Annotated in this window: 7 protein-coding genes; 4 read left to right on the top strand and 3 right to left on the bottom strand. The window is 69.9% G+C overall.

Annotated elements, in window-relative coordinates:
* Positions 1-12: 12 nt before the first annotated feature.
* Positions 13-696 (bottom strand): hypothetical protein, encoded by a 684-nt coding sequence (locus HQ312_RS10705; RefSeq protein ID WP_222638578.1) that lies wholly within the window; start codon positions 694-696, stop codon positions 13-15.
* Positions 697-1146: 450 nt separating this feature from the next.
* On the opposite strand from HQ312_RS10705, the gene HQ312_RS10700 reads away from it, so the two are divergent.
* Both HQ312_RS10700 and HQ312_RS10695 read left to right on the top strand, forming a co-directional pair.
* On the top strand, positions 1147-10347 hold the full coding sequence (locus HQ312_RS10700) for a type I polyketide synthase (protein WP_222638577.1): 9201 nt from the start codon (positions 1147-1149) through the stop codon (positions 10345-10347).
* On the top strand, positions 10344-10736 hold the full coding sequence (locus HQ312_RS10695) for a holo-ACP synthase (RefSeq protein WP_027505498.1): 393 nt from the start codon (positions 10344-10346) through the stop codon (positions 10734-10736). The genes HQ312_RS10700 and HQ312_RS10695 overlap by 4 nt, the downstream gene beginning before the upstream one ends.
* Before the next feature lie 39 nt (positions 10737-10775).
* Here HQ312_RS10695 and HQ312_RS10690 read toward each other — a convergent pair whose 3' ends face one another.
* Positions 10776-11387 (bottom strand): TetR/AcrR family transcriptional regulator, encoded by a 612-nt coding sequence (locus HQ312_RS10690; RefSeq protein ID WP_027505499.1) that lies wholly within the window; start codon positions 11385-11387, stop codon positions 10776-10778.
* A 348-nt stretch (positions 11388-11735) separates the two neighbouring features.
* Between HQ312_RS10690 and HQ312_RS10685 the strand changes: the two genes are divergently transcribed.
* Both HQ312_RS10685 and HQ312_RS10680 read left to right on the top strand, forming a co-directional pair.
* Positions 11736-13076: a hypothetical protein gene (locus tag HQ312_RS10685; RefSeq protein WP_222638576.1), complete on the top strand. Its 1341-nt coding sequence runs from the start codon at positions 11736-11738 to the stop codon at positions 13074-13076.
* Positions 13077-13107: 31 nt separating this feature from the next.
* Positions 13108-14499, top strand: coding sequence for a dipeptidase (locus tag HQ312_RS10680; protein WP_222638575.1), 1392 nt, complete (start codon positions 13108-13110; stop codon positions 14497-14499).
* On the opposite strand, the gene bcp is transcribed toward HQ312_RS10680, so the two are convergent.
* Entirely contained in the window at positions 14477-14950 is a 474-nt protein-coding gene (gene bcp / locus HQ312_RS10675) for a thioredoxin-dependent thiol peroxidase (RefSeq protein WP_222638574.1), read from the bottom strand. The two genes, HQ312_RS10680 and bcp, sit on opposite strands and share 23 nt — an antisense overlap.
* Positions 14951-14971 lie beyond the last annotated feature (21 nt).

The raw sequence follows: 14971 nt of genomic DNA, 5'->3' as shown, positions 1-14971 counted from the left end.
GTGCAGGTGAGTCTAGACGACCTCGGCCGGCACCTCGCGGGTCCGCGGCCTGCGGACGAGCGAACGCTGGTAGCGCCACACCGCGTGCCGCAGCGTCGCGCGGTCGGTGTCGAGGTCACCTGCGACCGCGTCCAGGACGGCGTTCCGGTCCTCGACTCCGTCGACGGTCACGGCGAGTGTCACGCGCAGGAAGTCGTCGACCCCGGCGTCGCTCAGCGGTGACGCGACGCCGAGGGCGCCGAGAAAGCACTCCCATGACAGCTCGCCGACACCTGCGACGGAGACGAACGCGTCGTGTTGCGTCTCGGAACCGTCCACGTCCGTCGCCCTGGTCACCCCGACTGCGAGCAGTGCGGCGGCGACGGCCCGCGCGGCGTCGGCCTTGGTCGAGTGATTCCCCGGAACCCGCTGCCGGTTGTCCACGACGTCGGCATCGAGCGTGGTGAGAGCGCGGAGATCGTCCACCGCGCCGCATCGCGAGCGCCGCCACGCGGCGATCACCCGGCGCACTCCCGTGGTGGGACCGCCGTACGTCGCTCTCGACGAGAACACGGCGTCGAGGAGAGCGGCCTCGACGTCCCCGGCCCACCCCGGAAACCAGAACGGCGAGGTCTCTCGCGGAATCACCGCGTCGACGGCGGTAGCGGTGGCAGTCCGCGTCGAACGGTCGACGAGCGCTGCGATGGTGTCGGTCATGTGAGTCCCCCCGGTCTCGGTGCACGACGTGTGCGATCAGGAAGGTAGGCGGACGGTCCGACAGGAACCGCCCGTCCGCTCGTATAACGAATTGGTAACGATGAACACGAGGAATCCCTCAGGTTCCGCGCCCGCAGAAACCGCCCTGGTCTGCAGCGATCGACCCTACTTTCGGGTCAGTTGAGCCGCCGTTCCTGGCCACGATCACGACGTACCCGCGGGTAGCACTAGGACGTCAAACAGAACGTGAGGAATTCCTCATGATTCCGTGTCATCCTTGAGCCCACGAGATGCGAGTGGTCCGTCGATGACGACTGCCCACCGTCTCGGGCTCCCGGAGTCTCGTCCGCCGGTGGCCCAGCAACGTCGAACAACCCAGCCACGTCGAACGAGCCCAGCGTCAGAAGTACCCAGCACCTCGCGATCCGAGGTAGGAGAGGACACGCACGCGTGACCATCAACGAGAGCACTCCCCCCAACCGCCAGCGCTCCACCGATCGGGCGGAGTCGCTCGCGGAGCGGTTCGTCGCGGGCGAGCCCTACGCGTTCGCCTTCGGTGGCCAGGGTGCGCCCTGGTTGCCCACCCTCGACGAGCTGACCCGGGACTGTGCACTCGAGCCGCAGATCACCGATCTCGTCAACACCGCGGCCGACATCCTCACGCCCGTGGCGCAGGAGCTCCTGGTCGTGCGGCCCCTCGGCTTCGATCCCATCGCCTGGATGCTGGAGCAGGAGCTCGCCGACGATCCGTCGGCCGGTCCGTCCACCGCAGCCCTCGCCTCCGCGGCCGTCTCCGTCCCCGGCGTCCTCCTCACCCAGATCGCCGCACTGCGCGCGCTGTCGGTGCAGGGACTGGACTGGACCGCCACTCCGCCCTCCGCCGTCATCGGCCACTCGCAGGGTGTCCTCGCCGAGGCGGCAGTCGCCGATCTCGGACGCAGTGACGCCGAACTGCTGGCCGTCGCGCAGCTCATCGGTGCCGCAGCCGGTCTCGTCGGCCGCCGCCGTGCCCTCATCGGCTCGGGCGAGCGGGCTCCCATGATCGCCGTCTCCGCCGTCGACCCCGTCCGTCTGCAGGCCATCGTCGACGAGGTCGCGGGCGACGACGCCACGACGTCCGCCGTCGTCGCCATCCGCAACGGTCGCCGCCGCGTCGTCCTCAGCGGTCCGTACACCAAGCTCGTCCGCGTGCAGCAGCGCTGCGAGGAGATCTCGGCCACCGAGACCCGCGAGCGTGACGCCAAGAAGCGTGGCGGCGCGATCTTCGCTCCCGTCTTCGAACCCCTCGACATCGAGGTCGGCTTCCACCACCCGCAGATGGGTGAGGCCGTCGACGTCGTCGGCCAGTGGGCCGAGCGCTGTGGCGTCGACGTCTCCCGTGCCCGCGCACTCGCGCAGGCCATCCTGGTCGATCCGGTCGACTGGGTCGCCGCGACCGAGTCCGTGGTCACCGCCGGCGCCTCGTGGATCCTCGACCTCGGTCCCGGTGACGCCCTCACCCGCCTGACCGCATCGAACATCAGTGGCCACGGCGTGGGCGTCGTCGCCGCGTCGACCCGCACCGGGCACCGCAACCTCCTCACTCCCGGCGCCGCACCCGAGGTGGACCGGCCGTGGAGCGACTTCGCCCCGTCCGTGGTCACCCTCCCGAACGGATACACCGCCGTCGAGACGTCCTTCACCAAGCTGACGGGTCGGTCGCCGATCCTGCTCGCGGGCATGACCCCGACCACCGTCGACCCGAAGATCGTCGCCGCCGCGACCAACGCCGGCCACTGGGCCGAGCTCGCCGGTGGCGGACAGGTCACCGAGGAGATCTTCGCCGGCCACGTCGCCGAGCTGCAGGAGCTCCTCGAGCCGGGCCGGTCCGTGCAGTTCAACTCGCTCTTCCTCGACCCCTACCTGTGGAAGCTGCAGCTCGGCGGCAAGCGCCTCGTGCAGAAGGCCCGCACGGCGGGTGCGCCGTTCGACGGCGTCGTCGTCACCGCGGGCATCCCCGAGCTCGACGAGGCCGTCGCGCTCATCGAGGAGCTGACCGAGGTCGGCATCAGCCACGTCTGCTTCAAGCCGGGCACGGTGGCGCAGATCCGCGCCGTGATCCGCATCGCCAACGAGGTTCCGGACTACCCGGTCATCGTCCACATCGAAGGTGGCCGCGCCGGTGGCCACCATTCGTGGGAGGACCTCGACGACCTGCTGGTAGCCACCTACGCGGAGCTGCGGTCGCACGACAACATCGTCATCTGCGTCGGCGGCGGCATCGGAACTCCCGAGCGCGCAGCCGACTACCTCACCGGACGCTGGTCGGAGGCCGCCGGCTTCCCGGCCATGCCGCTCGACGGCATCCTCGTCGGCACCGCCGCGATGGCCACGCTCGAGGCGACAACGTCCCCCGAGGTCAAGCAGCTCCTCGTCGACACCCCCGGAACGCCCGACTGGGTCGGTGCCGGCACCGCGATCGGTGGCATGGCCTCCGGCCGCAGCCAGCTCGGCGCGGACATCCACGAGATCGACAACGCCGCCTCGCGGACCGGTCGTCTGCTCGACGAGGTCGCCGGCGACGACGAAGCCGTGGCCGCCCGCCGCGACGAGATCATCGCCGCTCTCGACGCCACCGCGAAGCCGTACTTCGGCGACGTCGCGTCCATGACGTACCTGCGCTGGCTCGAGCGTTACCTCGAGCTCGCCGTCGGGCACGACATCGACACCGACACTCCGTGGCTCGACGTCACGTGGCGCGTCCGCTTCCGCGACATGCTCCAGCGCGCCGAGGCCCGCCTGCACCCCGTCGACCGTGGCCCCGTTCCCACCCTCTTCGCCGAGGACGACATCCTCGATCGCCCCGCCGATGCCCTGCGGGCACTCGTCGCGGCCTACCCCGACGCCTCGACGGTCGAGCTGCACCCGGCCGACGTGCCGTTCTTCATCTCGCTGTGCCGCATCCCCGGCAAGCCGGTCAACTTCGTTCCCGTCGTGGACAAGGACGTCCGCCGCTGGTGGCGCAGTGACTCGCTGTGGCAGGCCCACGACGCGCGGTACTCGGCAGACCAGGTCTGCGTCATCCCCGGCACCGTGGCAGTCGCCGGCATCGACCGGCTGAACGAGCCGGTCGGCGATCTGCTGAACCGCTTCGAGAAGGCCACCGCGGATCGCCTGCTCGGCTCCGGCGCGGACTCCGTCGCCGTCGCCACCCGCCGTCATCCCGACATCGCGGGCGGTCTCGTGGGCATGGTGCTCGCCGCTCCGGACATCACCTGGGCATCGCGCCTCGCGCCCAACCCCGTTCGTCGACTCGGTGCACTGTCCGAGTGGGACGTCGTGTCCGACGAGGCCGCCACCCACGCCCGTACCGGCGCCACGCTGACCGTCGCCGGCTCGGACCAGGTGCTCCTCTCGGTCCCGCTCTCGCCCGGCAAGAGCGTCGACATCCGCATCACCGTCCCCGCCTCGGCGGTCGACGGCGGAGCGCCGCTCGTCACCGACGCGGACGCCGAGTCGTCGATGTCCGCACTGCTCGGAGTCGCTGCGGGACAGGAACTCCCGACGGTCAAGGGCGGCGCTGCTCGCCTCAACATCGCCTGGTCGCCCGACCTCGTCGCCGACCATGCGGGTGTCACCGGCTCCGGCCTCCCCGCGGACTACGGCGTCGGCCACTCGGCCGTGCCCGACGTCCTCGTCGGAGCGTGCTGGCCCGCCGTGTTCGCCGTGCTCGGCTCGGCGCGTACCGCCGACGCCGGCTCCGTCATCGAGGGCATGCTCGACCTGGTGCACCTCGACCACCGCATCGATCTCATGGGCACGCTGCCGGACCACCACAGCATCCTGGTGGTGAAGGCGCAGTCGGGCGAGGTCGTCGACACCGATCTCGGCCGCGTGGTCGAGGTCTCCGTCGAGATCGGCGCCATGCTGGGCGAGGGCCTCGACGCTCCCGTCGTCGCCACCCTCGTCGAGCGGTTCGCCATCCGTGGCCGCACCGGCACCGGCACGCTGTCGGATCCGCCGCGCGCCGGCGGGTCGGTCACCGACGCGCTGGTCGAGACCCCGCGCCGCCGTCGCCGCGACACCACCATCACGGCTCCGCGTCACATGGGTGCGTTCGCTCAGGTCTCCGGCGACCACAACCCGATCCACACCTCGGACGCCGCAGCACGTCTCGCCGGTCTCGGCGATCCCATCGTGCACGGCATGTGGCTCTCGGCTGCCGCGCAGCAGGTGGTCACCGCCGTCGATCCGGCCGCGACGACTCCGCCGCGTCGCCTCACGGCGTGGACCACGCGCTTCCTCGGCATGGTGCGTCCCGGCGCCTCGATCGACGTCCGCGTCGATCGCGTCGGCTACGAGGCCGGTTCCGAGATCGTCGAGGTCTCCTGCAAGGTCGACGGCGACATGGTCATGATGGCCACCGGCCGCATCGCCGCACCGAAGACGGTCTACGCGTTCCCGGGCCAGGGCATCCAGCAGCCCGGCATGGGACTCGACGCACGGGCTCGCTCGAAGGCCGCCCGTGAGATCTGGGAGCGTGCGGACAAGCACACCCGCGCTGCCCTCGGCTTCTCCATTCTCGCTGTCGTGCGGGACAACCCGACCGAGCTTCGGGCCAGGGGAGTGACCCACCGTCATCCCGACGGCGTCCTGCACCTGACCCAGTTCACTCAGGTCGCGATGGCCGTGCTCGGTGTCGCCCAGGTGGCTGAGCTCCGCGAGTCCGGCGCGTTCGTCGAGGACTCGTTCCTCGCCGGGCACTCCGTCGGTGAGTACAACGCTCTCGCCGCCGTCGCCGGGGTCCTGCCGCTCGAGGCCGTCCTCGAAGTGGTCTTCCAGCGCGGCTCCGCCATGCACCAGCTGGTCCCGCGTGATGCGAAGGGCCGCAGCCAGTACCGCATGGCCGCCATCCGTCCGTCCCAGGTCGGCCTCGCCGACGACGACGTCATCGGATTCGTCGAGTCCATCGGTGAGCGCACCGGCGAGTTCCTGCAGGTGGTCAATCTCAACCTGCGCGGCTCCCAGTACGCCATCGCCGGCACCGTCGCGGGTCTCGAGGAGCTCGAGCGCGAGATCGACCGTCGCCGTGCCGAGTTCGGCGGCAAGCGGGCCTTCATCCTGGTCCCCGGCATCGACGTCCCGTTCCACTCCACCGTTCTTCGCGGCGGTGTGGACGACTTCCGGGCTCGTCTCCTCGAGCTGCTCCCGGAGACGATCGACCCGTCGATCCTCGTCGGCCGCTACATCCCCAACCTGGTTCCGCGTCTGTTCACGCTCGATCGTGACTTCGTGCAGGAGATCGCCGACCTGGTGCCGTCCGAGCCGCTGGCCGACGTCCTGAGTCGGTGGGACGACTGGGCCGCCCGCCCGGCCGATCTGTGCCGCGTGATCCTGACCGAGCTGCTGGCATGGCAGTTCGCCAGCCCGGTCCGGTGGATCGAGACGCAGGACCTGCTGTTCGCCGACGAGTCGGACGGCGGACTGGGCATCGAGCGTTTCGTCGAGGTGGGTCTGGGATCCGTTCCCACGGTGGCCAACCTCGCGACCAACACGCTCAAGCTTCCCGGTCGCATCGGCCACCCCGTCGAGGTGCTCAACATCGAGCGCGACGCGGCCGTCGTCTTCTCCACGGACACCGACCCGGAGATGGTGGACGAGCCCGAGTCCGAGACTCCCGCTGCCGATCCGGCGGCTGCCCCGGCAGCCGTCGCCGCCCCGGTCGCTGCTCCCGCGGCCCCGGCCGGTGGACCGCGTCCCGACGACATCGCGTTCACGGCGTCGGACGCCACGACCGTGCTGATCGCCCTGTGGACCAAGCTCCGCATCGATCAGATCGGCCCCGCCGACACCATCGAGGCACTGTGCGACGGCGTCTCGTCCCGGCGTAACCAGCTGCTCGTCGATCTCGGTTCCGAGCTGTCGCTCGGCGCGATCGACGGCGCGGCCGACGCCGACATGGGTGCCCTCGCCGGCACCGTCAACAAGCTGGCACGTACCTACCGTCCGTTCGGGCCGGTGCTCAGCGACTCGGTGAACGATCACCTGCGCAAGGTGTTCGGACCGTCGGGACGTCGCCCCGGCTCCATCGCGGAGCGCGTCGCCAAGGTGTGGCAGCTCGGTGACGGGTGGGCCCACCACGTCACCGCCGAGGTCGCCCTCGGCACCAGGGACGGCGCATCGATCCGCGGCGGCGACCTCGGTGGTCTCGCGGACGGTGCCGTCGCCGACGGTGCCGCGGTCGACGCGGTCATCGACGCAGCCGTGACTGCGGTCGGTCAGCGACGCGGCATCCAGGTGTCCATGCCCTCCAGTGGGGGCAGCGGCGGCGGTGGCACCGTCGACGCGGCCGCCCTGGGTGAGTTCACCGAGAACATCACCGGGCGCAGCGGAGTGCTGGCCTCGGCGGCCCGACTGGTCCTCGAACAGCTCGGATTCGCCGAGAACCTCACCCTGCCCGAGGCGGACGCGAGCGAGGCCGAGCTGGTCGACCTGGTGTCCACCGAGCTCGGCACCGACTGGCCGCGTCTGGTCGCTCCATCGTTCGACGCCCGCAAGGCGGTGCTGATCGACGACCGCTGGGCCAGTGCGCGTGAGGATCTCGCCCGGCTGTGGCTGGGGGACGAGAAGGCTCAGGCACTCGCTGTCGACACCTTCGCCGGAACCGGCACGGCTGTCGCGTCCCAGGCGAGCTGGTGGCAGCAGAAGGCTGACGCCCAGGGGCGCGGCGACCTGGCGGCCACCTACGGCGCCATCGCGTCGGCTGCGGCGCAGTCGACCGAGGCATCGACCCGCTGGACCGGACAGGTCGCGGTCGTCACCGGCGCCAGCAAGAACTCGATCGCCGCTGCGGTGACCGGGGAACTGCTCGCCGGCGGTGCGACCGTCTTCCTCACCACCTCGCGTCTCGACGAGAGCCGAGTCGGGTTCTACCGTGAGCTCTACCGCACGAATGCCACTGCGGGAGCAGCCCTCTGGGTGGTCCCGGCGAACATGGCCTCGTACGCCGACGTCGATGCCCTGATCGAGTGGATCGGCAGCGACCAGATCGATTCGGCCGGTGGCGCGAAGAAGCTGGTCAAGCCCGCCGTCACCCCGACGATGCTGTTCCCCTTCGCGGCACCGCGGGTCGCCGGCGAGCTGTCCGACGCCGGTGCCCGCGCCGAGATGGAGATGCGCGTCCTGCTCTGGTCGGTCGAGCGTCTCATCGGTGGTCTGTCGAAGATCGGTCACGACCGCGACGTCGACACCCGTCTGCACGTGACACTTCCCGGTTCGCCGAACCGTGGACTGTTCGGTGGCGACGGTGCCTACGGCGAGTCCAAGGCAGCGCTCGACGCCGTGGTGAACCGCTGGAAGGCGGAGCGCACCTGGGCCGAGCGAGTCACGTTGGTGCACGCCCGTATCGGTTGGGTCCGCGGCACCGGCCTCATGGGTCACAACGACCCGGTGGCCAACGCTGCCGAGGCAGCCGGTGTGCGCACCTGGTCCACGGCGGAGATGGCCGAGCAGCTGCTCGCCACCTGCGACGAGGAGTCCCGGACCGCCGCCGCGCAGGCACCGCTCGAGGTCGATCTCACCGGCGGCCTCGCCGAGGCGGGCCTCGATCTGGCCGCACTCGCCAAGCAGGCGGCCGACGAGGCCGTCGCGGACGACGCCGTCGCCGAGGCACTCGCCACCGTCGACGCGCTTCCCGCGCCGCCGCGGCTCGACGAGCAGCCCGCAGCACCCGCGTGGACCGCTCTGGACATCGAGCCGTCCGAGATGGTCGTCATCGTCGGAACGGGCGAGCTCGGGCCGTACGGCAGCGCACGCACCCGCTTCGAGATGGAGGTCGACGAGAAGCTCTCGGCGGCAGGCGTTCTCGAACTCGCGTGGAACACCGGTCTGGTGGTCTGGGAGAACGATCCCAAGCCGGGGTGGTACGACGCCGAGTCGGGCGATCTGGTGCCCGAGGCGGAGATCGCCGACCGGTACCACGACACGGTCGTCGAACGCTGCGGTATCCGGCAGTACGAGGACGACGGCGCGATGGTGAACAACACCGCGCCGCTGCTCACCTCGGTGTTCCTGGACAACGATCTGACGTTCGTCGTCGGCAGCGAGGCGGAGGCACGCGCCTTCGTCGGTGCCGATCCCGAGCGGACGGTCGTGAACCAGAACGCGGAGGGTGACTGGCAGGTCACGCGCAAGGCGGGCACCGAGATCCGCGTACCGCGTCAGATGAAGCTGACGCGCACGGTCGGTGGTCAGATCCCCACGGGATTCGACGCCACCAAGTGGGGCATCTCGCCGGACATGGCGAGCTCCATCGACCGGGTCGCGCTGTGGAACATCGTCTGCACGGTCGACGCGTTCATCACCAGCGGCTTCACCCCGTCCGAGCTCATGCGCTGGACGCACCCCTCGCTGGTCGCCAATACGCAGGGCACCGGTATGGGCGGCATGGAGTCGATGCGCTCGCTGTACATCGACACCCTTCTGGGTGACGCTCGTGCGAACGACATCCTGCAGGAAGCGCTGCCGAACGTCGTTGCGGCGCACGTGGTGCAGTCGTACGTCGGGTCCTACGGCGCGATGATCCACCCGGTCGCGGCCTGCGCCACGGCGGCGGTCTCGGTCGAGGAGGGCGTGGACAAGATCCGGCTCGGCAAGGCGACGTTCGTCGTGGCCGGCGGGTTCGACGACCTCAGCACCGAGGGCATCATCGGCTTCGGCGACATGTCGGCGACGGCGGAGGCCTCGGCGATGCACGCCAAGGGCATCTCGGATCGCCGGTTCTCCCGAGCCAACGACCGTCGACGCGGCGGCTTCGTCGAGTCGCACGGCGGCGGAACGATTCTGCTGGCTCGCGGTGACCTCGCTCTGGAGATGGGCCTCCCCGTCCTCGGTGTCGTCGGATGGGCGCAGTCCTTCGGTGACGGCGTGCACACGTCGATCCCGGCTCCCGGTCTCGGCGCCCTCGGCGCTGCCCGCGGCGGTCAGGACTCGGCGATGGCGTTGTCGCTCAGCGCACTCGGCGTCTCTGCGGACGACATCGCGATCGTCTCCAAGCACGACACGTCGACCAACGCGAACGATCCCAACGAGGCGGAGATGCACACGCGTCTGGCCCGAGCACTGGGCCGCACGGAGGGCAACCCCCTCTTCGTGGTCTCGCAGAAGTCGCTGACCGGACACAGCAAGGGCGGCGCTGCCGCCTTCCAGCTGATCGGTCTCTGCCAGGTGCTGGCCGAGGGCGTCGTGCCGCCGAACCGCAGTCTCGACTGCGTCGACGACACGATGACCGAGTTCGAGAACCTGGTCTGGGTACGCGAACCGCTGCGCTTCGGGGAGCGGCTGCCGTTCAAGGCCGGTCTGCTGACCAGCCTCGGCTTCGGCCATGTGTCCGGCATCATCGCCGTGGTGCACCCGCAGGCGTTCCTCGAGGCGGTTCCGGCCGCGCAGCGCGAGGAGTACACGGCGAAGGCGCAGGCACGTGTGGTGGCAGGCAAGCGGCGGCTGATGGAGGCGATGTGCGGCGGATCCTCGCTGTACGAGCGTCCGGAGGATCGCCGACTGGGCCACGACGGCACGTCGAGCGATGCGAAGCACGAGCTCGAGATCGATCTGCTGCTGAGCGAAGATTCTCGCCTCGGCGCGGACGACGTCTACCGTACGGTGGCCGAGTGAGCATCCTGGGAGTCGGTCTGGATCTGGTGTCGGTCTCGGAGTTCGCCGAGCAGATGGAGAAGGTCGGGACCACCATGGTCCGCGACAGCTTCACTGCCGGCGAGCGTCGCCACGCCGCCACGCGCAGTGCGGATCCCGCGCGGCACTACGCCGCGCGGTGGGCCGCCAAGGAAGCGGTGCTGAAGGCTTGGGCCGCATCACGTTTCGCTCGTGCGCCCCAGATCGGCGACAACCCGTACCCGCTGATCGAGGTCGTCAACGACGCGTGGGGACGTCCGTCGATCAAGCTGCACGGCATGGCCGCGGAGTTCCTGCCGACGGTCAAGATCCACCTGTCGCTGACCCACGACGGCGACATGGCGGGAGCGGTGGCGATCCTCGAGGAGTGATCGTCAGACGAATGACGGAGAAGAGGAGAGCCGACGCGATCAGCGTCGGCTCTCCTTTTCTGCCACCAACAGGTAGGCGCCCATCAGGCGCTTCAGCTCGGCGACGGCGTCGGCGTGACTCTGACCGTCCTGCACCGAGAAGTTGAGCATGGAGTAGACGACGTGCACGAGCACCTCGGCCATGAGGTTGCGGCGGGCACGTGGGGTGCGGGGTGTGAGCGGTGCGAGCACCCGCTCCACCTGGGCGGCGAACGCCTTCTCGTGGATCATGCCGGTGGCGCGTGTGGCCGGGGTGGACTGCATCGCCAACCACACCTCGCGTCGGGACGGATCCGACGTCCACAGGCTGGAGAGATGGTCCAGGAAGTCGTCGAGGAAGCGTAGCCAGTCGAGTGACGGAACCTCCCCGTCGAAATCGGCGAACTCCTGGCGCACGCCTGCGAGATCCTGGCGACCCAGTTCGCACACGATGACGTACTTGTTGGCGAAGAACTGGTACAGCGTGCCGATGGGCAGCCCGGCGCGGGCCGCGACCTCCTCGCACGTGAACGACTCGAACCCCACGTCGGTCAACAGTTCGCGCGACGCCGTCAACAACGCGTCGAACTTCCGTTTGCTGCGCTCCTGGGTGGGGCGGCGGCGGGGGAGCAGCTCGACGGGCTCGTTCTCGTCCGCGTTCTCGCTGGTGTCGGCCCCGTCGCGGACATCGGTCTCGTCGTGAAGGCCCTGTTCGTGCGCTGTCTCCTCGGTGATCGGGGTGCTGCGCCCCGGTGCTCCGTCGGTCGACTCCACGTCACCAACAGTATCGGTCGACCCACCGTTCTCGAACAGTGAGCTACCGTTCGGCTGCATTCAATATGAACTTACGGTATGTTTAGAGACTGTTACAAGACGCATCGTTCACTGACGGAGCAAGTAGTCGATCGTTCAGGCCGGTCTCGGGGGAGTCACGACGGCTGTGTCGGCTTCCGGTTCGTCTTCGAGAAGAGGAGGCACATCATGAACGACACCCCCCGCAACAGCAGCGCACCCGAGACCCGTGGTGACACCACCGTGGTCTCCGCCGTTCTGCTGTATCACCTGGACGGGTCCACGGTGACGGCGTCCCTGCTGTCTCCCATCGACGGGTCGGACCTCGGCGTCGCCGAGTCGATCGACCTCGAGGACTTCTCGCCCGAGCAGATCGGGCTGACGGTGCCGATGCTGTGGGACCTGGTGGACGTCGCCGACGCCTGTGTCATGTCCGTCGTGACCTCGGGCGCTGCCGCTGACATCGACGTGGCTCCGCCCATCCTCGAACTCGCGTTCGGTGTTCCCGTCTTCGACTCTCCCACCCCGGTCGTCGCGGACACGCCCGCCGCCGGCGCGACACTCGACGACGACGCCACTCCTCCTGCCGACGATGTCGCGCCCTGGCAGCGGACCACACCCTCCGCTGTCGCCGCCGCCGCAGCGGCAGCCCGCCCACCTCTGCGCCCGACGCGTCCCGTCCCGGCCAAGCCGGTACGCCGGTCTGCGACCGGTGCGGGGAAGTCCGGCGTCGTGAAGTCGGGCGCGTCCGCGTCGCCGATCTCGAAGTCCGCAGCGGCACGTGCCGGTGTGGCAGGTGCCGCCGCCGCGGCTGCTCGACCCCGAGTCGCGTCCGCCGACGAGGTCACGCCCGTCGACAAGGCCGTTCCTCCCACGACGTCGTCCGACACCGACACCGAGGTGTTCCCCGCCGTCGTGGCGCCTGCTGTCGTCGATCCGATCGACGATGCTCGGACCGAGGCCATCCCGGTGGTGACGGCCGCGTCCGTCGCTCCCACCGGTCGCCGCTCGCGCCGTTTCGTCGGGTTCGCCGGCGCTGCTGCAGCAGCAGCGCTGGTCGCGGCGGGCATCGGTACCGCTGCCGTGATGTCCGGTGGATCGGACAGCGTGCCCCAGAACACCGCCGCTGAGCAGCAGGCCCCGAACGGTGGCTCCGCGTCCCCGGTGGCAGATGCTCCCGCAGCCGCGGTACCGGTGGTTCCCGCTGCTCCGGCCGCGTCGCCGGCCCCCGCTGCTCCGGCAGCGCCGGTTCCGACAGAGGACGCCGCAGCAGACGCCGCGGCCTCCGACTGGACCGCGCCGTCGGCAGCACCCTGGTCGCCGACCGCCGCTGCGCCGGCGCCCACGCCGTGGACCACCACGCCGCCACAGCAGCAGTCGTCCTCTCCCAGTGCGGTACCCGCTCCGCAGTTCACCGTCCCGGTGCCCGAGCAGGATCCGAACAAGTCCCCGCAGCAGCTGCAGGACGAGGCGTGGGCGAAGCACTGGCAGCAGACCGGGCAGTGGCTGAACCAGGAGTTCCCGCAGTAGGTCGACGCGTCGAGGTGCCAGACTGTTTTCCATGACCTCTGGTACCGATGCGCAGTTGTCCGAGCTCCGAGACCGCGTGCGTGCGAGCATGCCGCGAGTGCGCGCCGAACTGGCCGACCTCGTCGCCTTTCGCTCCATCGCCGATCCCGAGCAGGCGCCGCCGTCCGAGTGCCGCTCCGCTGCGGAGTGGGTACGAGACGCGTTCCGCGACGCCGGCGTGACGGGCACGGAGTTGCACGAGACGTCCGACGGATCGGCGGCCGTCATCGGTCGGCGCCGCGCTGCGGACGGTGCTCCGACGGTCCTGCTGTACTCGCACTACGACGTCCAGCCTGCGGGCGACGAGTCTCTCTGGAAGAGCGCGCCTTTCGAGTTGACCGATCGGGACGGTCGCTGGTTCGGCCGCGGTTCGGCCGATTGCAAGGGCAACGTGCTGATGCACCTCGCGGCGCTCCGTGCGCTCGGCTCCGACTCGGAGGTGGGCATCGTGGTGGTGTGCGAGGGCTCGGAGGAGACCGGGACCGGTGGCCTCGAGGACCTGGTGCACGATCGTCCCGAACTGTTCGCGGCCGATGTGATCGTCATCGGCGACACGGGCAACATCGCCGTCGGAACGCCGACGCTGACGACGTCGCTGCGCGGCATGGCGATCGTGCGGGTCGACGTCGAGACACTCCGCGGCGCAGTGCATTCCGGCATGTACGGCGGTCCTGCGCCCGACGCACTGGTGGCCCTCGTGGCAATGCTCGCCACACTGCACGACGTCAACGGAGACACCACCATCGACGGGGTGGACGGTTCCGGCGTGTGGGACGGTGCCGAGTATCCGGTCGAGCGTTTCCGGACGGATGCGGGCGTGCTGGACGGTGTGGAGCTCACCGGGAGCGGGTCCATCGCGGACCATCTCTGGGCCCGGCCGTCCGTCACCGTCATGGGCATCGACTGCCCACCCGTGGTGGGAAGCGCCGCCGCCGTGGTGCCTCGCGCGTCCGCGCGCATCGGACTGCGCGTACCGCCCGGCATGGACGCCGAGAAGACGCGTGATCTGCTCGTCACTCACCTGACGAATGCGGCGCCGTGGTCCGCGCGGGTGACGGTCACGCCGGATGCCGTCGGATCACCCTTCGCCGCCCGTACGGACGGCCCCGCGTACGGCACGCTGATGACCGCGCTGAGCGACGCCTACGGCGAGCCCGTGCAGTTCGCCGGGCAGGGTGGTTCCATTCCGCTGTGCACCGCGCTGCAGCGCGCGGTTCCGGACGCGGAGATCGTCCTCATGGGCGTCGAGGAGCCGCTGTCGACCATTCACGCACCGAACGAGAGCGTCGACCCCAGCGAGATCGAGACCATCGCGGTGGCCGAAGCAGCGTTCCTGAGCCGCCTGCCCGAGCAGTGGCGGCTCAGAGCTTCAGATCGCGGATGAGCTTGGCGACGTGGCCGGTGGCCTTCACGTTGTACTGAGCCACCTCGACCTTGCCGTCGGCGTCGATGACGAACGTCGAGCGGATGACGCCCGTGACGGTTTTGCCGTACATCGACTTCTCGCCGAACGCGCCCCACGCCTGCAGGGTCGACTTCTCCGGATCGGAGAGCAGCGGGAACGTGAGGCCCTCGTCGTCGCGGAACTTCGTCAGCTTGGCGGGCTTGTCCGGCGACACCCCGATCACCTCGAGGCCCGCATCGTTGAGCTGCGCCAGGCTGTCGCGGAAGTCGCACGCCTGCTTCGTGCACCCCGGCGTCGCCGCGGCGGGGTAGAAGTAGACGACCACGCGTCGGCCGGCGTAGTCCGCCAGCGACACGGTGTTGCCGTCGGCGTCGGGGAGGGACAGGGCGGGAGCAGCGTCGCCTGCGGACAGTCTCGAGGTCGTGGTCACGATGCCAAACTTAGCCGACTC

Origin of the sequence: Rhodococcus sp. BP-316 (assembly GCF_019836105.1) — a bacterium.
GTDB lineage: Bacteria > Actinomycetota > Actinomycetes > Mycobacteriales > Mycobacteriaceae > Rhodococcoides.
The sequence above is the reverse complement of the archived record's forward strand: the minus strand, read 5'-3'. Positions and strand labels throughout refer to the sequence as shown.

Excerpts from the sequence above, each read along its gene's own strand:
- HQ312_RS10685 (WP_222638576.1), top strand. The coding sequence starts at position 11,736 with ATGAACGACACCCCCCGCAACAGCAGCGCACCCGAGACCCGTGGTGAC.
- HQ312_RS10705 (WP_222638578.1), bottom strand. The coding sequence starts at position 696 with ATGACCGACACCATCGCAGCGCTCGTCGACCGTTCGACGCGGACTGCC.
- HQ312_RS10680 (WP_222638575.1), top strand. The coding sequence starts at position 13,108 with ATGACCTCTGGTACCGATGCGCAGTTGTCCGAGCTCCGAGACCGCGTG.